The sequence below is a fragment of the Lysinibacillus sp. FJAT-14745 genome, from assembly GCF_001275675.1.
In the GTDB taxonomy this organism is placed as follows: domain Bacteria; phylum Bacillota; class Bacilli; order Bacillales_A; family Planococcaceae; genus Lysinibacillus.
Window position 1 is genome coordinate 213,707 of record NZ_LITM01000005.1, and the last position, 19,225, is coordinate 232,931.

The 19,225-nt window shown below is 37.7% G+C and carries 22 protein-coding genes; all 22 read right to left on the minus strand.

What is annotated here, in order from left to right; all coding sequences use genetic code 11:
* Positions 1-3: 3 nt before the first annotated feature.
* Complete coding sequence (locus tag AMS59_RS08375) at positions 4-366, minus strand: response regulator (RefSeq protein ID WP_053483291.1); 363 nt, start codon at positions 364-366, stop codon at positions 4-6.
* A 21-nt stretch (positions 367-387) separates the two neighbouring features.
* On the minus strand, positions 388-1,620 hold the full coding sequence (gene fliY, locus AMS59_RS08380) for a flagellar motor switch phosphatase FliY (RefSeq protein ID WP_053483292.1): 1,233 nt from the start codon (positions 1,618-1,620) through the stop codon (positions 388-390).
* The gene (gene fliM / locus AMS59_RS08385) at positions 1,613-2,608 is read right to left on the minus strand and encodes a flagellar motor switch protein FliM (RefSeq protein WP_053483293.1); all 996 of its coding nucleotides are present in this window, start codon (positions 2,606-2,608) and stop codon (positions 1,613-1,615) included. The genes fliY and fliM overlap by 8 nt, the downstream gene beginning before the upstream one ends.
* Positions 2,609-2,639: 31 nt before the next feature.
* Positions 2,640-3,068, minus strand: coding sequence for a flagellar basal body-associated protein FliL (fliL, locus tag AMS59_RS08390; protein WP_053483294.1), 429 nt, complete (start codon positions 3,066-3,068; stop codon positions 2,640-2,642).
* Positions 3,058-3,279, minus strand: coding sequence for a flagellar FlbD family protein (locus AMS59_RS08395; RefSeq protein ID WP_049668748.1), 222 nt, complete (start codon positions 3,277-3,279; stop codon positions 3,058-3,060). Before AMS59_RS08395 ends, fliL begins: the two co-directional genes overlap by 11 nt.
* 151 nt (positions 3,280-3,430) lie before the next feature.
* A complete protein-coding gene (gene flgG / locus AMS59_RS08400; RefSeq protein ID WP_053483295.1) occupies positions 3,431-4,402 on the minus strand; it encodes a flagellar basal body rod protein FlgG in 972 nt (323 codons plus the stop codon).
* Positions 4,403-4,480: 78 nt separating this feature from the next.
* Positions 4,481-4,852, minus strand: a complete 372-nt coding sequence (locus AMS59_RS08405) for a TIGR02530 family flagellar biosynthesis protein (RefSeq protein ID WP_053483632.1) — start codon at positions 4,850-4,852, stop codon at positions 4,481-4,483.
* 15 nt (positions 4,853-4,867) lie between these two features.
* Entirely contained in the window at positions 4,868-5,548 is a 681-nt protein-coding gene (gene flgD / locus AMS59_RS08410; protein WP_053483296.1) for a flagellar hook assembly protein FlgD, read from the minus strand.
* 2 nt (positions 5,549-5,550) lie between these two features.
* Positions 5,551-6,834: a flagellar hook-length control protein FliK gene (locus tag AMS59_RS08415; protein ID WP_234007714.1), complete on the minus strand. Its 1,284-nt coding sequence runs from the start codon at positions 6,832-6,834 to the stop codon at positions 5,551-5,553.
* Between the two features lie 23 nt (positions 6,835-6,857).
* On the minus strand, positions 6,858-7,466 hold the full coding sequence (locus tag AMS59_RS08420; protein WP_053483297.1) for a MotE family protein: 609 nt from the start codon (positions 7,464-7,466) through the stop codon (positions 6,858-6,860).
* Positions 7,467-7,470: 4 nt separating this feature from the next.
* Complete coding sequence (fliJ, locus tag AMS59_RS08425; protein WP_053483298.1) at positions 7,471-7,920, minus strand: flagellar export protein FliJ; 450 nt, start codon at positions 7,918-7,920, stop codon at positions 7,471-7,473.
* Position 7,921: 1 nt separating this feature from the next.
* On the minus strand, positions 7,922-9,247 hold the full coding sequence (gene fliI / locus AMS59_RS08430; protein WP_053483299.1) for a flagellar protein export ATPase FliI: 1,326 nt from the start codon (positions 9,245-9,247) through the stop codon (positions 7,922-7,924).
* A 5-nt stretch (positions 9,248-9,252) separates the two neighbouring features.
* Positions 9,253-10,041, minus strand: a complete 789-nt coding sequence (gene fliH, locus AMS59_RS08435) for a flagellar assembly protein FliH (protein WP_053483300.1) — start codon at positions 10,039-10,041, stop codon at positions 9,253-9,255.
* The gene (gene fliG, locus AMS59_RS08440) at positions 10,034-11,047 is read right to left on the minus strand and encodes a flagellar motor switch protein FliG (RefSeq protein ID WP_053483301.1); all 1,014 of its coding nucleotides are present in this window, start codon (positions 11,045-11,047) and stop codon (positions 10,034-10,036) included. The genes fliH and fliG overlap by 8 nt, the downstream gene beginning before the upstream one ends.
* Before the next feature lie 15 nt (positions 11,048-11,062).
* Positions 11,063-12,655 carry a flagellar basal-body MS-ring/collar protein FliF gene (gene fliF / locus AMS59_RS08445; RefSeq protein WP_053483302.1) on the minus strand — a complete coding sequence of 531 codons (1,593 nt, stop codon included), beginning with the start codon at positions 12,653-12,655 and terminating at the stop codon, positions 11,063-11,065.
* 345 nt (positions 12,656-13,000) lie between these two features.
* Entirely contained in the window at positions 13,001-13,306 is a 306-nt protein-coding gene (gene fliE, locus AMS59_RS08450; RefSeq protein ID WP_053483303.1) for a flagellar hook-basal body complex protein FliE, read from the minus strand.
* A 23-nt stretch (positions 13,307-13,329) separates the two neighbouring features.
* Positions 13,330-13,791, minus strand: a complete 462-nt coding sequence (gene flgC, locus AMS59_RS08455; protein ID WP_053483304.1) for a flagellar basal body rod protein FlgC — start codon at positions 13,789-13,791, stop codon at positions 13,330-13,332.
* Positions 13,792-13,794: 3 nt separating this feature from the next.
* Positions 13,795-14,187 carry a flagellar basal body rod protein FlgB gene (flgB, locus tag AMS59_RS08460; RefSeq protein ID WP_053483305.1) on the minus strand — a complete coding sequence of 131 codons (393 nt, stop codon included), beginning with the start codon at positions 14,185-14,187 and terminating at the stop codon, positions 13,795-13,797.
* A gap of 1,008 nt (positions 14,188-15,195) precedes the next feature.
* Positions 15,196-15,975 (minus strand): GTP-sensing pleiotropic transcriptional regulator CodY, encoded by a 780-nt coding sequence (gene codY, locus AMS59_RS08465; RefSeq protein ID WP_049668434.1) that lies wholly within the window; start codon positions 15,973-15,975, stop codon positions 15,196-15,198.
* Between the two features lie 87 nt (positions 15,976-16,062).
* Entirely contained in the window at positions 16,063-17,460 is a 1,398-nt protein-coding gene (gene hslU, locus AMS59_RS08470; protein ID WP_053483306.1) for an ATP-dependent protease ATPase subunit HslU, read from the minus strand.
* The gene (gene hslV / locus AMS59_RS08475) at positions 17,460-18,005 is read right to left on the minus strand and encodes an ATP-dependent protease subunit HslV (RefSeq protein WP_053483307.1); all 546 of its coding nucleotides are present in this window, start codon (positions 18,003-18,005) and stop codon (positions 17,460-17,462) included. Before hslV ends, hslU begins: the two co-directional genes overlap by 1 nt.
* A gap of 20 nt (positions 18,006-18,025) precedes the next feature.
* Positions 18,026-18,925 (minus strand): tyrosine recombinase XerC, encoded by a 900-nt coding sequence (xerC, locus tag AMS59_RS08480; RefSeq protein ID WP_053483308.1) that lies wholly within the window; start codon positions 18,923-18,925, stop codon positions 18,026-18,028.
* Positions 18,926-19,225 lie beyond the last annotated feature (300 nt).

Here is a 19,225-nt window from a genome sequence, read left to right on the forward strand (position 1 = left end):
CGATCATCCTAGAGCTTTTTGAATCGCTTCAATTACACGATCAGCTTGGAAAGGTTTAACAATAAAGTCTTTCGCACCAGCTTGAATTGCATCGATTACCATTGCTTGTTGTCCCATTGCTGAACACATAATAACAGTTGCATTTGGATGTGAACCCTTGATTGCTTTAAGAGCAGCAATACCGTCCATTTCTGGCATCGTAATATCCATTGTTACTAAATCTGGCTTTAATTCGTTGTACTTTTCAACAGCTTGTACACCATCAGCTGCCTCTCCAACAACTTCAAATCCATTTTTCGATAAAATATCCTTGATCATCATGCGCATAAATGCAGCATCGTCTACAATCAAAATTCTTTTAGACATGGTTAACTCCTCCAATTGAAACTATCTTAAATTATTTAAACGCTCTGCTTGACTTAAAACATCTGTAATACGGACACCGAAGTTTTCATCAATAACAACGACTTCACCTTTAGCGATTAAACGACTATTAACTAAAATATCAACTGGTTCACCAGCTAATTTATCTAATTCAATAATCGAACCACTAGATAGTTCTAATATCTCTTTTACAGAACGCTTTGTACGTCCTAACTCTACAGTAACTTGCAATGGAATATCAAGTAGCATATTTAAATTTCTAGCTTCAGATTGCGAGATAACATTTGGATCAAAACTAGCAAACTGCGCTTGTTGAACATTGACCGATTGAATAGGTCTTGTTGCTTGTGGAATCTGTTGTTGCTCTTGATACATTGGTTGCTGCACAGGCGCTGCCTGCTGTTGATATACTGGCTGCGCAGGCGGTGGTGTTACAGGTGCTTGCATAGACGCTTGTGGTTGTACAGGCATCTGTGCTACTGGCGCTTCAGGTGCTATTGTTGCAGCCACAGGTTCCTCGATTGATTCCGTTTCTCCTAATAGAGATTTTACAATGTTTTGGCTAAATTTCAGCGGTAATAATTGCATTAGATTCGAATCAATTAAATTACCAATTCTCAATCTGAAGGATACTTTTACGAGTAAATCATCTTCAGGAATATTTTCTCGTCCTTCATTTTTAGAAATATTCATTAAATCAATAGTAGGTGGAGAAATATCCACTTTTTTATTAAATACTGTTGACATTGAAGTGGCTGCAGAACCCATCATCTGATTCATAGCTTCTTGAACGGCACTTAGCTGAATTTCACCTAAGTCTGGTTTCGGATTTAAGCCATCTCCACCTAACATTAAATCAGCAATAATCGCTGCATCGGATTGCTTAATAACAAGTAAATTCATACCTGTTAACCCGATTGTATATTCAACCTGTACGGCTACATAAGGATGAGGAAATTCCTCTTCTAATTTATTACGGTTAATCATTGAAATACTTGGAGTAGTAATATCTACTTTTTGGCCTAATAACGCTGAAAGGGCTGTGGCAGAGCTACCAAAAGATATATTTCCTACTTCACCTAACGCATCTTGGGCAAACGAATCGAGGTAATCCTCTACCTTTAAATCATTAATATCCTCATTTGTTGAAGCTTCAGTGTCGCTGTTTTTATCTTCCAACGTCTCGCCCCTTAATAACGCTTCAATTTCTTCTTGGGAGAGCATTTCATCACTCATCTTCGTCTCCTCCTTTCAAAGGGTCGATAATCTGGATTGCTAATTTTTTGCCTTGCTTTCCTGGTTGAACTGTAAATTTCGGTAATGTTCCAACTTTTAATAGTAGTGGATCCTCAATTTTTTGTTCTAATTGAATGACATCCCCAATTTGCATTGTGAGGAAATCCTCAATGGTAATGTCTGTAATACCTAGTTCAACAGAAACAGGTAGTTTTGCTTGTTTCACACGTGTTTCAAGCATTTTCGTTTGCTCTGGAGACATCTCTTTTGTATTTGTCTGCATCCAGTAGCGAACAGAAAGATTTGGAACGATTGGCTCCAATACAACATGCGGAATACAAATATTAATCATACCGCTTGTCTCACCGATGATCGTGTTTAAGGAAATAACGACAACCGTTTCATTTGGTGAAATCATTTGTAAAAATTGAGGGTTGACCTCAAGCTCTACTAAAATCGGATCAATTTCCGCAACATTTTCCCACGCCTCGCGTAAATTGTCGAATGAACGTTCAAAAAGGTTTGTCATAATTTTAGTTTCAATTTCTGTTAAGTTATCCACATTACTATGACTCGCCCCACTACCGCCCATTAAACGATCTAACATCGAGTAGGCAATGTTCGGGTTTATTTCCATCAATATATTACCATCTAATGGCGGCACTTCAAACACATTAATGAGTGTCATATTCGGAATCGAACGTACAAACTCTTCAAATGGTATTTGGTCCACCGATGCAACCGTAATCTGCACATAGCTTCTCAGCTGTGCAGAAAAGAAGGTTGTCAGTAATCGTGCAAAATTTTCATGTATTCGGGTCAAACTTCGGATTTGATCTTTTGAGAAACGTAGTGCTCGTTTAAAGTCATACACTTTAACCTTACGCCCCTCGTCCTCTTTTTTTATGTCGTCCGCTGACATTTCCCCAGTTGATATTGCGGAAAGCAGCGCATCTATCTCGGATTGAGATAACACATCTCCTGCCATTTGCCCACCTCCATTTCAAGCAGTTTCTGTTTTATTGGGTGATGAAGGAGGTAAAATAAACTTCCTGAACTTCTCCCTCTTGCATCAATTCATTAATTTTTGTTTTTAATGATTTTTGGAAAACTTGTTTACCTTGCTTACCTTCTAAATCTTTTTGTTGCATTTCGGAAAGCTCTTGAATAACAATATTTTTCACTTGGAAATCACGCTTCGTTAATTCAGCAGCAGCATCTTTACTTGATGTTTGAATTTTCAACGAAAAGCGTACAATTTTGTTATCAGCTAAATTTGTTGTAATTTCTGGAATTTCAACAGAAGCTTGAACGATTTCATCAATGGTTGGTTCAAGAGACTTTGCCGACTTATTAAATTGGGTAAATAATACAAAGCAAATACCCCCGATAAGTATGATTGCTACTAGTACGATGATAATCATCGTTAACATTTTGTTATTCTTCATCTTCTTCACCTCGTAGATGCGGGTTTGATAGTATTTGTATATTTTTATAAAAGGCTGTTACCTTTTGTCGCACCTCATCTTCACTTTGTAAAACAATGATTTTGGTTCCAGTCGTTAATGTAATGGTCGTATCTGGAAAAGATTCGACCGTTTCTATGTATAAAGCATTCAATGTAAATGCTTTGCCATTTAAACGTGTTAGTTCAATCATTGAAATAGGGCCGGGTCTAGCACGAGAGCCGGCCCGACCCTCCCTCATATGAAATTATGTTTTTAGTTTTGAGCACTTTTTAATCTTAACCGGTATTTTCTTTACCTACATATTAAGTTTATATCTCACACTAAAATCTACTAATTAAAATCTATCGTTTTAAATTCACAAGCTCTTGAAGAATTTCATCAGAAGTTGTGATAATACGTGTATTTGCTTGGAAACCACGTTGTGCAACAATCATTTCAGTAAATTCTTCAGATAGGTCTACGTTAGACATTTCTACCTTCCCAGCAGCAACAGTACCCATACCTGCTACAGTACCTACTTGTGCATACGCTACGCCTGAGTTAGTTGTTTGTTGATAGTAATTGCCCCCTACTTTAGCAAGACCACCAGCATTCGGGAATTTAGCCATTATCAATTGCCCAGCCCACTGTAGATTACCATTTAAATCTTGATAAGTAATCGTACCATCAGCTGCAATGTTTACTTCTTTACCTGTTGACGGGATACGAATTGGTCCTACATCACCCTCAGCAGGTGTTAATTTCCCATCAGCATCAAATAAGTTGGCACCTTTATCACCAGAAGCTTTTTTTCCATCTGCTGCTAAGATACCTGTATCATCCTTCTCGATAACAATATCTTTGCCAGCAGTTATACCAACTAAATATTTCCCATCACCATTTACTAAATAACCATTGTTATCCATGTAAAAAATACCATTACGTGTGAATAACGTGTTATTGAAACCTTCAACACCAATAAAACCACCGTTAGTTTCGTCTGGAGCGCCATTCGCATCGGCAACCATAAAGAAGCCTTCACCTTCAATACCTAAATCTAATCCACGTCCTGTTTGCTGTAAGGATCCGCCACCGTGAATAGTATCAATAGTAGCTAATTGTGAGCCTAGACCTATTTGTTGTGGATTTACACCTCCACGCGTTGGAGTAGATCCAGAAGCACTTCCTTGAGTTTGAGACATTAAATCTTTAAAATTAACACGCCCTTTTTTAAAACCAACTGTATTAACGTTAGAAATATTATTACCAATAACGTCCAGTTTTGTTTGGAAGTTTTTAAGACCTGAAATACCTGAATACATAGAACGTAACATAATGTCGTTCTCCCTTCATTTTATATTGTGTGCATCTATCAATCAGCACACATAGGCTTCCTTTCAAAGGTCCAGCCCTTACAGCACGATTGTGCCATCAATATTTGTAAATATTTGCTGCTTTGCTTCCGTGCGGTCCATCGCTGTAATGACAGTTGCATTTTTAGCACTGACAATTAAAGCTGCTTGATCCATCAAGACTAATGGCTGTTTGACACCTTTTGAGTGCGCTTCAAATACCTTGTCTGATACAGCCTGCCATTCTTGTTCAGAAATCGCTATCTTACGCTCGATAATTCGCTCATTCGCGTGCTTGCTCACTTTTAATTCTTGTTGATTGGTAGCCTCCTGTAAATGAGCTTTAAACGATTGCTGTGACTTTATTGGAGTAGGTTGTGTCTGGCGAATAGATGGATGCAATGGTACACGCTGTATTGAAAACTTATCCATCATTTTTCTCCACCTTTATTCGCTTATTACGGTAAAATCTTTATCTGTTAATTTTTTATCATTGTCTAAGACATAATGAGTTACGCCATCTTTAGTTGTTACAGAAACGATACGTCCTTGTAGTTCTTGCTCGCCTTCCTTATACTTAACATTTTTACCAATTAGTTTGCTTGCTTGTACAAGTGGCGATTCTGTTACTCCTTTATCACTTGAACTGCCTAAAATAGCTGAAATATTGCCAGGAGTTATTTCCTTACCATCGGTTAGTACAAACACCGCATTACCTTCGACAAACTTCACCGATTTAATTGTGCCTGTTCCTTCATTAATAACAGGTTTGCCTTTTTCATCTTTCTTATCTGTTAGCTCATGCCATTTTACTTCCTTACCAACAAATGTTGTATAACTCATAAGCTGTGTCTGTTGCTGTGAGGTAAGTAATGATTCCATCGCTTTTGTCATATTTTGCATTTGCTCTAAAGAAGAGAATTGTGCCATTTGAGAAATGAATTCTCGGTCGTCCATAGGATTTGTCGGATCTTGATGTTGTAATTGAGTAATTAATAATTTTAAGAAAGCATCCTTTCCAAGATCACTATTACCCGTTTGCTTCGTTGGCTTCTTATAGTTGGAAAAATAAAAGTCATTTGTTACATTTGCATTTAGTGGTTTTGTATTAGTCGTAGAATCTGCCATCTTTACACCTCCTCATTTATTAAATAGTCACTAAATGATTTGCCTTCTTCATCATCGTCACTTTTTTGCTCCTGCTCATCTTCCTGTTGTTGCTTAAAGAAATTATTGAAGAAGCTTTGGTCGCGTTGTTGGCGATCTGTATCTTGCAGTGATTGGGCAATATCGAGACGATCAACTTGAATATTTTGCTGAACAAAGGCTTGCTTTAATTGATGTGCCTGACTATCAAGTAATTCACGTCCATGAGCTGTTGAAGCTAATAGACGGGCTGTGAGGACACCATCATTTTGTACAAGCTCAATACGTATTGTTCCTAAATTTTCCGGATACAATTTCAAGGTTAAGCGTGTAATACCTTGTGCATTAGAGACTTGGGCTCTATTGATGATTGCTTGCATCTCTTTCAAAAATGCTTCAGACTGTGCTGGTTTTGCAACTGGCAGCGTCACTTGGAACGTGTCTGCTTTTGTTTGGACTGTATTAGAAGTCACCATTTCATTAGGACTTGTGTCTGTCTGCTTTGTCACCTGAACTTGTTGAACTACTTTCTGGAAGCCTTGCAACGGAAGCGTTACTGTTGTTTTAGTTGTTACTTGCTGTTCAGATAGAGTCGTCTCTACTTGTGTTTGTATCGTTGTTAAAAGACTTTTTATGTCAGTTAGCAAGTTTTCTTGTGATGTTGTTAAGTCCGTTTTTTGCCCAACTAATTGTGCTAACTTTAACACTTGAAGCAATGGCGCTACTTCCTTTGGAGTCACTTGTCCTTCACCCTGTAAAGCTGCTACGACTTGTGTTTGAAGCATTGGTGCCTGCGCGTCTACTATTGCTAAAAGGTCCCATACATCTCTTGCTTCTTTATCTTCTCCTAGTAACTGTTGTACTAACTTTTGAAGTTGCTCGGTATCAATCCCCAATGCGTCCATTAAGTTATCAAGATTTAACATTTCATCTACAGAAACAGCTTTGCCTTCGTCGCCAATTTGCAGCATTAACAAGCCATCGTCGTGTGGAATACCTAGTAAGTCTAGTACATCTTCTACAGATTCAGCATTTAAAACTGCTGCTACATCAGAGGTATCTTTTGTATCTGTTGACTGTGTAGGCTGCTGTATTTGATTTGAAGAAGAAATAACCTGTCCAAAAACAGACCCAAACGTTGCTAATTTCTCTTTGTTCGATGGTCCATTTGCTTTAACATCGGAATCGCCTGATGTTGTAGGTTTTGTAGCTGCTGTTTTAGTTGGTATAGCCTTAGACATCATTTGCATCATTGCTACATCCATCATGTTTCACCTCCCTTCAGATTTTCTTATTGTTTAGCCATCATTTCTGTATATTTCGCTGCATCTTGTGGATTCATTTTTTCTAGAATCGCTGCTAATTTATCTGGTTTTAAGTTTGTTAAAACACGAAGTGCTTCAGTATCGCTCATTTTAATAAGAACTGGCGCTGCTGCTTTAGGGGACATCTTATCAAATGTTTTCAAAATATCAGTAAAGTCACGCTTTACGTCACTTTGCTCCCTATTTAATTTTTCAATTTCAAATTTCAGCTGTTCATTTTCTGTCTTTAACTTTTCTTTTTCAGTTGTTGCCGTATCCATTTTCTTTTGCAGCTGTACGATTTCTGCATCTTTTTCTTGTACTTCAGCCTGTAAATTTACAACCTTCGAATCATTATTAACTACAGCATCTTTTGCTTGTTGTTCTTCTGAAGGAACGAATGGTAAGCTTTGAACTGCCTTTTTCCCTAAATCAAAGACATTCGTATTCATAAGGGTTGCAACAACAAGTAGAACTGCCGCCACAAACATGATAGGTATTACAAACCAAGTAAAAAATTTTCGAATGCCACCTGATTTACGTTTAGGCGGTTGTTCTACTAATTCCGTTTTAAGTCGATTGTCTTTTTTTGCCATGAAATCACCTGATTTCTCTCTTGTTATACGTAAGCGATGAAATCTCATCTAGAAAAATGCCTTCGATACGATCCTGCTCTTGCTGAAATTCCTTAAAATCTTTTTCTCGCATTTTTTCAAATTTACGTACTTCCAAGTTTTTTTCTAATAATTTTTCTTCGTGCCAATTCATTTTTGCACGAGCTTGAACAACTTTCTGCTGTACATCAACAATTGTTTTTTCGAGGCTATCAATAAATCGTGCATAGTGATGAACCTCCTCTATTGATGAACCTACAGCTAAACGATCCTGCTGAAACTCTAATAAATCTTCTTTCTTTTTTAATAAATCATATAGCTTATTTGCTACTTCTTCAAAAGAACGTACAGATTCTTTATAGGCAATTTCAGTTTCATTTTTTTCTTGTTCTCGAATGGTTAACACTTTTTCAAAACGATATATATAGCTGACCATCCTAGTTTCCACCACCGTTCGATAATGAAATTAACTCATTCATACTTTCCACAAGGGTCACTTTATCTAAATAGCCCTGCTTTAAATATGCGGTAATGAGAGGTTCATAGTAAATTGCTTCATCAATTTCTTTTGATGTACCTTTCTTATAGGCACCGATATTAATTAGATCCTCTGACTTGTCATATGTATAATAGAGCTCCCTTAATCGTTCTGCAGCCTTTTTGTGCTCTGGCTCTGCTACATGATTCATCAAACGGCTGACGCTTTTTAATACATTAATAGCTGGATATTGACCTTTATTGGCAAGGTTTCGATCAAGGACTATATGACCATCTAATATCCCTCGCACAGTATCTGCAATTGGCTCATTCATATCATCACCATCTACTAATACTGTATAAAAGGCAGTAATAGAGCCTTTCTCATTAGTACCTGTGCGTTCTAATAGTTTAGGTAAAATCGCAAATACGGATGGTGTGTATCCTTTTTGAGCTGGTGGTTCACCTGTCGCAAGACCGATTTCACGCTGTGCCATAGCAACACGGGTCACAGAGTCCATCATCAACATGACATTTAAGCCACGGTTTCTAAAATATTCGGCAATTGCTGTTGCGGTAAAGGCTCCTTTAATTCGCATTAATGCTGGCTGATCAGAAGTGGCAGCAACAACTATAGAGCGACTTAAACCCTCAGGTCCTAAATCACGCTCTATAAATTCACGAACCTCACGACCACGCTCTCCAATTAGCGCGATTACGTTTAAATCCGCTTGAGTATTTCGCGCAATCATACCGAGCAATGTACTTTTCCCAACACCAGAACCAGCGAAAATACCAACACGTTGTCCATTACCAACTGTTAACATGCCATCAATTGCTTTAACACCTACTTCAAGTCTTTCATTAATAGGTGGGCGTGTTAGCGGATTTGGTGGGTCCTGCTCTGTCGGAACTGACATTAATCCTTTCGGTAATACAGTTCCATCTATTGGATTTCCCATGGAATCAAGTACTTTACCGATTAGCTCGGGGCCTACTTTTACCTCAAGTGGTGCCCCTGTACCTTCTACTAGGCAGCCAATTGATATTTCTCGAAGAGAGGTAAAAGGCATTAAGACAACAATTTCATCTTTGAAGCCTACAACCTCTGCTAAGATGATTTGATGACCGTTTTTGGAAGTTTCTACATGAATTTTACAAACGTCACCAATAGAACTATCTGGACCTTGCGACTCAATCATCAAGCCGACAACTCTAGTTACTCTACCAAATTTTTTAAAGGTTGGTATTTGAGGAATTTGTTCGATTAATTGAGCCGTTTTCATCTAGATCATTCCTTACTTTCTAATATTTCATATAGTTTCAATCTTAGTTCGTTTAATTGCTCATCAATACTTACAACAATACGGCCATGATTTGTTTCAATATAGCAATCTGTTTCATTTTCTAAATCCTCATTTACAAAAATCATAAATGGTACGTCAGTTGGGAACATTTCAGCTAGTTCATCTCGATTGGAAGTAATTAGTGCATAGTAGATAGGAGAAACGTAAATTTTTATTTCTTTCATTTCTCTCGCTTCTTTAAGTCCTCTACGAACAATTGAAACAAATAATTCATTGTCTCGCTCTAATGATGCACCAATAATTCGCTCTGCTGCGGTTAAGCCTAGCTCTAAAATAATCGATTCCTGATCTTCAATATATTTTCGAGCATTCTCCCTCGCATGAATGATTATTTCATTGGCCGTTTGGAGAGATTGTGCCATCGCTTCATTCGCTTTGTTTGTCCCATCCTCATAGCCTTGACCAAATCCTTCATCATACGCTTCTTGCACTCGATTAGGTCGTTCTTCTTCCCAACCTTGCTTTAAATGTTCAATTTCCTGAAAGAACATTTTCTTCTCTTGTTCAAAAGCCTCACGTTCAGCCTGTATAGTAGCTCTAGCCTCTGTAAGTAAACGTTCGCGCTCTTCTAGTACTTCTTCGATAGTAATTTGTTTTTGAGGTGGAACTTCTCCGTTTTCTAGCTCTTGCATCTCAAACATGTCACGGATTTGAATCTTTTTGACATGATCGCCATTGGACTGTGTATGTACAGAACGGATGATTCTAGACAATGACGTCATCTCCTCCACCACGTGCAATAATAATCTCACCAGCATCCTCTAAGCGACGAATAACTGCAACAATTCGAGATTGTGCTTCCTCTACATCACGCAGACGTACAGGTCCCATAATTTCCATTTCTTCCTTAAATGTCTCAGCCATACGTTGTGACATATTGCGGAAAATAATATCTTTTACTTCTTCGCTTGAAACTTTCATTGAAAGCAGTAAGTCTTCATTTTCACAATCACGAATAACACGTTGAATTGAGCGGTTGTCGAGCGTAACAATATCCTCGAATACAAACATACGTTTTTTGATTTCTTCTGCAAGCTCTGGATCTTGAATTTCGAGTGCATCGAGAATCGTTTTTTCCGTTTGTCGGTCTACACCATTTAACACTTCAACAACTGCATCAACGCCACCCGTTTCCGTGTAATCCTGTGTAACAGTTGATGATAATTTACGCTCTAAAACAGATTCAATTTCACTAATAACTTCTGGTGAAGTTGATTCCATCACGGCTATACGTTTAGCAATATCAGCCTGTACTTCCTGTGGCAATGAAGATAAAATAACACCCGCTTGCCCTGCCTCTAAATAAGATAGAATAAGGGCAATTGTTTGTGGATGTTCATTTTGAATAAAGTTAAAAATTTGTGCTGGATCAGCTCTACGTGCAAAGTCAAAGGGACGCACTTGTAAAGAAGATGTTAGTCGATTAATAATTGTTTGCGCCTGTTCTACACCAAGTGCTTTCTCCAATACTGTCTTCGCGTAACCAATACCACCCTGTGTAATATAATCTTGCGCAAGTGCAATATTGTGGAATTCTTCAATAATTTCCTCTTTAACATTTGCTTCTACTTTTTTAACGCTTGAAATTTCTAATGTTAAACGTTCAATTTCCTCTTCTGTTAAATGTTTATAGACAGAAGCTGAAACCTCAGGCCCTAATGAAATTAACAAGAGAGCGGCCTTTTGTTTTCCGGTTAATTCTTTATCTTTCTTGGACACAGTCGAACCTCCTAGTTAGTCTTCCGCAATCCAACTACGCAGTAACTTCGCAAAATCGTCTGGCTTATCTTTCGCCATTTTTTCAAGCTGCTTACGACGCATTGTAGCTTCCGTTTCAATTTCTTCATTAATATCTTCAATCATTAGTTCTTCTTGTTCATCTAGGATACTAAGTTCTTCTTCTTCCTGCGCACGTTTACGTGAACGGACAATGAAGAATGCAAGCAATAATATTACAGCTAGTAATATGCCGCCGACTACCCAAACCCACCATGGAATAACAGATTTTTCGCTAGCTACCTCTGTTGCTTTACCATTTAAAGGATGCACTGAAACTGCTACTTTTTCATCGATTTGCTGTTGAGTAAGTTCAGCTGTTACATCTTTAGAAATCGTCGTACGAACAATAGTACTTAAAATTTTCTGGATATCCTCTTGAACCCCATTTGGTAACGTTCCCGCGTCTGTTCCTGTCGGTGGTTCAACAATTACTTGGATCCCCATATCGTTAATTTTATATGGTGCCTCTTGGATATCTCTGCGTATACGGTTTACTTCATTATTAACTGTGTCTTCAGCACGTTCGTAATTCCCATTACCATTTGCACCTTCGTTATATGTTGTGAAGTTATCTGTCGTCGTTTCAGCTTCAGGTGTACCAGCGGCTGCGGCTCCTGTACCTGTATATTGCTCGGTAATATGTTGTGCACTAATCGCGATTCCTGCCATGTTCTCTTTGTCAACAGGTGTAACTAGCTTTTCTTCACGATTTTCTTTTTTGAAGTCAATGTCTGTTGACACAGAAACTATTACTTTGTCTTGTCCCATAAGCGTACCTAGCATATTTTGAACTTGACGTTGTAGGTCACGCTCAATCAATTTCTTCGCTTGTAACTGACCTTCAGCTGTCGTTGTTGAAGCTCCATCAGTAGTCGCAGCATGCAGATCAAAGTAATCAGAAAATTGGTTAGAAATCACAATGTTATCCGTCTTTAAATTCGGAACACTTTTTGCTACTAAATTGTACATAGTGGCAATTTGTTGCTCTGTAAATTTATAGCCAGGATCAGTATTCAAAACAATAGATGCTGTCGCTTCATCTTTAACATCCTTTAAGAAAACGCCCTCTTCTGGAAGATTAATCATTACCTTTGCATCTTTTACACCATCTAGATTTTTAATGAGCTTTGCAATTTCTGTTTCAGTTGCTGCTTTTTTTAATAAATTAAACTCATTATCTGTCATACCAAACCCAGAACTATTGGCAAAAGAGTAATCAATCGATCCTGTTTGTGGATATCCTTCCGATGCCAACTGCACTAACAACGAATCTACTTGATCTTCAGGTACTAAAATCGATGTCCCTCCTGGTGCAATTTCATATTTTACACCTTGGGAATCCAACGCTTCCTTCACTTGACCGATTTCTCTTGTCGATAAATCTTTATAAAGTGGTACATATGTAATTTTTGTAGCAAAAAGTGTAATAGCGGTAGCAAGTGCTATAATCCCTACTACTGAACCAAGCATTACAAATTTTTGTTTTTTACTACGACTTGTCCAAAATTGGCTGGTGTCGTTTTTTATTTTCGTCAATCGTTCATTCATTATGAATCCTCCGGTTATAGTGAATAACCTATCCATCTAATAATTCGCGAAAACAGTGATATCCCATAACATTCAATCATTATCATTACCATAACGGGTTGATTTCCGTTGCGACTAGGCTTTTTCCGATGAGCCTCTTGTGCCATCAGGATGTTGGTCACGAAGGCTTAATCACAAGACGTGATCTTTTAACCTTCGTTCCCCGCTGTTTCGCTCCAGGATAATATCTGTAACGTAATCCCTAAGGAGCCGTCTATCCTCCACATCAATCATTCATTTGAAAAATATAAATTATGGGATATATTCTTTACTGCAATAGTGAATGTATCACTAGTTCAAATAAAGTTAGACACTCATTCGCATTATTTCTTGGTAAGCTTCAATCACCTTATTGCGAACTTCAATTGTTGCATTTAATGTAATGCCCGCCTTTTGTGATGCAATCATCACGTCGTGCAATTCTACATCTCCACCATTAATTAACTTTTGAGTAAGATTGTCAGAAGTAATTTGTTGATCATTAACTTTTGATATTGCTTCTTTTAACGAGTTCGCAAAGCTCTGTTGTGCTTCATAAGGTGTAGTGTTAAGTTTTTTTGTTTCATTTACAACCTGCATAGGTGTCATTTGTGAAACGGACGAAATTGTCATTATGTATCTTCCTTTCTACTTATTTATTTTCCAAGCTCTAATGCCTTTGTCAGCATTGATTTATTTGCATTCAATACAGTTACGTTTGCCTCGTAGGAACGAGTGGCTGACATTAAATCTACCATTTCTTTTAATGGATCTACATTTGGCATATTTACATAACCATTTGCATCTGCATCTGGATGAGTTGGATCATACACTTGTTTGAAAGGTGTTTCTCTATCTTCTTTTATTTGCGTAACTTTTACGCCGTTGCCAACGCCACTTTTTGCGTTTTTACCAAGTGCGACATTAAAGAACTTTGAAAACTGTCCCTCTTGCGCTGTAAATGTCACAGTCTTCCGGCGATATGGTTCCCACTTCCCATTTACTTGTTTAGCACGCGTTACATCCATGCCTGCCATATTTGAAGAAATGACATCCATTCGTAAACGCTGTGCTGTTAAAGCTGAGGCAGTGGTATTCATTCCATGAAAAATAGACATCTATTACCTACCTCCCTTAATAACAGTATTTAATGTATTTAACTTACTGTTCATACGTTCAATTAATGCGCTGTAATAAATTTGATTTTTCGCAAGCTTCGCCTGTTCAGCATCCATATCCACGCCATTACCGTTATTTCGATAACGTAAGCCATTGATATTATTCACACCAGGCGTAGATTGTCGAATCTCGAAATCATAATGTCTACTATCAGTACGATATGCTGAAATTGACATTTGTTGTTCTTTCGCCAACATATCTTTAAAACTTACACTTTTCGCCTTATAGTTCGGCGTATCGACATTCGCAATGTTATTAGCGATTGTTTTATGATTCAAAGTTGCATAGGAAAGTCCGTTTTCCAGGCTACTAATAGTTCCTCCAAACAAATCCAAAACATTCACCTCATTTATGTATTTCTTATTTTATCCAATAATACAATTGTAATTAAGATGATACGTAGTGTCTATTGTCTTTTGTCATTTTTTATTAGTATATATGCCCTATTTTTATTCACAAATAACCAGGACAATACTTCCGCACCCCTTGTGCCGCATGGCTTCGAGCGACCAAACTCGCTTCTAGTCATTTTACACTATTCAGACAGTGTTTACGGTTTTGGGATCGGTTTTTTTCCTTTTTTTTACAAAACAACAGTAGACACAGTGTCTAAGTTAGAGTTCCTTTTTACTACTTATAGTTGAGTTTAATATATAACAAAAAATTCTGAATAGTGATTCTAGACTGTCTTATAAGTAACAATAGGAGTATCCATTTTTTTGGTATATGCAATAAGTAATACTTGTTCTAAAAATCTAATCTAGGGAAAAAGCAATAATGATAGCATCTATGATGGTTGAAATCTTACCTATAGGAGATGCGGAAAAAGATTAAAACATAGAGGATTCTCCCCCCCTATTTAGTACTATATCATAGTTTGACATAATTAGAGGCAATGTCAATTAGCTGAAAATTTTGTCGAACCTTCATCGAATTATGGAAAGTTCAAAAAGGCAGCCGAGACACAAATATTCCAGCTGCCTACATGTTACCTATGAAATTTAGGTGTCTTATTAAAACCTTTCGCGCAAACGAGGGAGGAGATATCCGTACCGACTAAAGCGCTTTTCTAGGGGGGGTTACGTGTGAAAGAACAATGCTAACGTAGCGACAAAAATTCGAGGAAGCAGCTCGGCTCTCGTCACAGGAAAGTGAGCAACTGTACCTGTCTCTATGCTTTAGGAACAAAAGACATTTCTAGCTAACGCTTCGCTTTCTCTACCAAACACTTTTAACTGCCGTTTCACTTTCGTTACATAAAACATTTTGCCGAAAAAAAATTAAAAGGCATCTGGAATAAATATTCCAGATGCCTTACACCGTTCCATAAAGGACGTTTTATATTATTTCATTTTAATTTCAGCTAATGCATTTAAGAATTTATCGTTTAGCACTTTAATGTAAGTACCTTTCATACCTAGAGAGCGAGATTCGATTACACCTGCAGATTCTAGTTTACGTAATGCGTTTACGATTACTGAACGTGTAATGCCAACTCGGTCTGCAATTTTTGAAGCAACAAGTAAGCCTTCATGTCCGTCAAGCTCTTCAAAGATATGTTCAATAGCCTCTAACTCACTGTATGAAAGAGAGTTAATTGCCATTTGTACAACAGCTTTGCTACGAGCTTCCTCTTCAATTTCCTCAGATTTCTCACGTAAAATTTCCATACCAACTACTGTTGCACCATACTCAGCTAAAATTAAATCATCATCCTCGAATTGTGAAGATAAACGAGCAAGAATTAATGTACCTAGACGCTCACCACCACCAACAATCGGTACAATCGTTGTTAATGCATTTTGGAATAACTCTTTGTTTTCAACTGGGAAAGCAGTATGTTCGTCATTAATATCTAGGTTTGAAGATGTTTCAGAAATTGTAAACAAGCTATGTGTATATTCTTCTGGGAATTGACGCTCTTCGAACATCTTTTTCATACGTTCATTTTCAATTTGTTGGTGAATTGAAATGCCTAAAAGCTTCCCTTTACGGCTTACAATATAAACATTACTGTCTATAATATCTCCTAATGTATCTGCCATTTCTTTAAAGTTTACTGGCTTACCAGCAGATGCTTGAAGCATCGAGTTAATTTTACGTGTTTTTTCTAATAAATTCATTATATGTTCCTCCTATAAATAATCCGAAGAGTATTTACTTAATATTCTAAAGTTTTTTATAACTGAATGAAACTATTCAGCCTTATCTTACAATATAAACTGTGACAAATCTTTGTTTTTTACTATACCCGCAAGCTTTTTATCTACATATGAAGCATTGATCGGTATATTTGCAGGTGCAATTTCTGCAGCTTCAAACGATAATTCTTCTAATAAACGTTCTAAAATTGTGTGCAAACGACGAGCTCCAATATTATCAGTCTCCTGATTAACCTCGGTTGCAATTTCTGCAATTCGCTCAATCGCGTCTTCTGTAAAGTTTATTTCCACGCCTTCTGTTTCTAATAATGCCTTGTATTGCAAAATAAGTGATTGATCTGGCTCTTTCAAAATACGTACAAAATCTTGTTTCGTTAATTTTTCAAGCTCTACTCGAATCGGGAATCGACCTTGCAATTCAGGAATTAAATCTGACGGCTTTGACATATGAAATGCTCCCGCAGCAACGAAAAGCATAAAGTCTGTTTTTACTGCACCGTACTTCGTCGTTACAGTAGAACCTTCAACAATTGGCAGAATATCGCGTTGTACGCCCTCACGTGATACATTCGCAGAAGAGTTACCTTCCTTACTAGCGATTTTATCAATTTCATCAATAAAAATAATGCCTGACTGTTCAGCTCTTGAAATGGCTTCTTGTGCAACTTCATCTGCATCTATGAGCTTATTCGCTTCCTCGATTGTTAAAATACGGCGCGCGTCTTTCACTTGTACACGGCGTTTCTTATGCTTTTTAGGCATCAAATTAGATAGCATATCCTGCATGCCACTGTTTGAAGACATATCCATGCCCGTTCCTTGTAACGCATCAAAAATAGAAGGATTTTGTTCCGTCACTTCAACTGTAACCCATTCATTTTCTAATTTACCATTACGTAAATCGATAGCGATTTGCGCACGTTTAGAGCGTACTTCAGTTTCTTCAGAGGAATCGTCATTGGCTTGCTGTTCTTTCCCACCAAATAACATTTCAAATGGATTTTGCATGGACTGTTTTTTTCGTAAGGAAGGAACCAATAACTTAACAATTGCTTCGTTTGCTAATTCTTCTGCTTGGTCCTTCACAGACTCCATCATTTCTTCTTTTACAAGACGATGTGAAGCTTCTACTACATCACGTACCATTGATTCTACGTCGCGTCCAACGTACCCTACTTCTGTAAACTTCGTTGCTTCTACTTTTACAAATGGTGCATTTGTTAGCTTTGCAATTCTTCGAGCAATTTCTGTTTTCCCTACACCTGTTGGTCCAATCATCAAAATATTCTTCGGAATTACTTCAGCCTTCATCTCATCACTTAACAGTGAGCGACGATATCGATTACGTAGCGCAATAGCTACCGCTCGTTTCGCTTCATTTTGTCCAACGATATAACGGTCCAAATGCTCAGTAATTTGTCTTGGCGTTAAATTATTCTTTGTCATTAGATAAGCGCCTCCACGATAATATTATGATTCGTAAACACACAAATTTCAGCAGCGGTTTCTAATGCTGCCTCTGCAATTTCACGTGCAGACATTGTATCACCCGCATATTTTTTCAGAGCACGACCTGCTGATAATGCATAATTACCCCCCGAACCAATTGCCAAAACTCCATCATCCGGTTCAATCACTTCTCCAGTTCCTGAAACTAGAAGGAGTGTACTTTTATCCATTACAAGTAGCATGGCCTCTAATTGACGTAGCATTTTATCACCGCGCCATTGCTTAGCAACTTCTACCGCTGCACGTTGTAAGTTACCATTGTATTCATTTAACTTTCCTTCAAACATTTCAAAAAGTGTAAAAGCATCGGCAACCGATCCGGCAAATCCGGCAAGCACCTGCCCATTAAACAGACGTCTGACCTTCCTTGCTGTACCCTTCATTACAACCGCATTCCCTAGGGTTACTTGACCATCACCTGCCATAGCGCAACCTCCATTATGATGAACTGCAAATATCGTTGTCGCATGAATTTGTCCCATTTGCCTTCCTCCTTAGCTTATTATGCCCTTGGATGAGCATTCATATATGTTTGACGAAGATGCTCTTTTGTTACATGTGTGTAAACTTGTGTAGAAGTTAAATGAGCGTGGCCTAATAACTCCTGCACCGTACGTAAATCTGCGCCATTATTCAATAAATGTGTAGCAAAAGTATGGCGAAGCATATGTGGATATATTTTCGTATGGAGCGAGGCCTTGTCAATCATTTCAGTTAAAATATGACGTACACCTCGAGGAGTAAGTTCCCCACCGCGCATGTTGACAAACAATTGCTGATGACTTGTGTTTTTCATCAATCGTGGACGAGCTTGCTCTATGTAATCCTGCATAGCTAAACTCGCAAATTGTCCGAATGGAATAATACGTTCTTTCCGCCCTTTTCCCATTACCCTAATAATCGAATAATGGAAATCAACATCTTCTACTTGAATTGAGGTAAGCTCACTTACACGAATACCTGTCGCATATAACAGCTCTAATATAGCCATATTTCTTAATGATTTCAAATCATCGCCAACATTCGCATCAAATAGCTGCTTCAATTCTTCTTCGTAGAAAAAACTTGGTAAGCGCGATTCTTTTTTGGGGTGATAAAGTGATCGAAATGCCCCATCATCTAATCCGTACTGTCTATTCAGAAAGCGAAAGAAAGAGCGTATTGAGGAGATTTTCCTTGATACAGATGACCTTGCTCTCTTTTCATCGTACAACTTTGTTACATAAAGACGTGCATGTATATACTCAACACTAGCTAAATCATTTACACCTTCCGCTTGCAAAAACGCTAAAAAATCTAGCAGGTCCGATTCATATTCTCGCACTGTATGAACAGAGAAGTTTTTTTCAATTTGAATATAAAGCATAAACTGCTCAAGTGCATCTTGGGACGAAACTAACATTAAAAGATTCACCACCAAATGATAATTAATAACCTTCTCAAATTACGGCTGATGAGCCAAAATTACTTACACTCGCCAATAAAAGGATGCGCATTTTCTTTTATCCTCTTTAGTGTGTCACTTTGGGTATCGTTAATGTAGATAAACATACATATTGACACTATACCTATCTTCATCATATGGCAAGTGAAAATGTTTATATTTTGAGAAAATCTCCATACAAAATAATAAAATACGTGTAAATTAGCATTTTGCCTACAAAAAAGAAAAAGCCTCTAAGAGTATATCAACTTTTAGAGG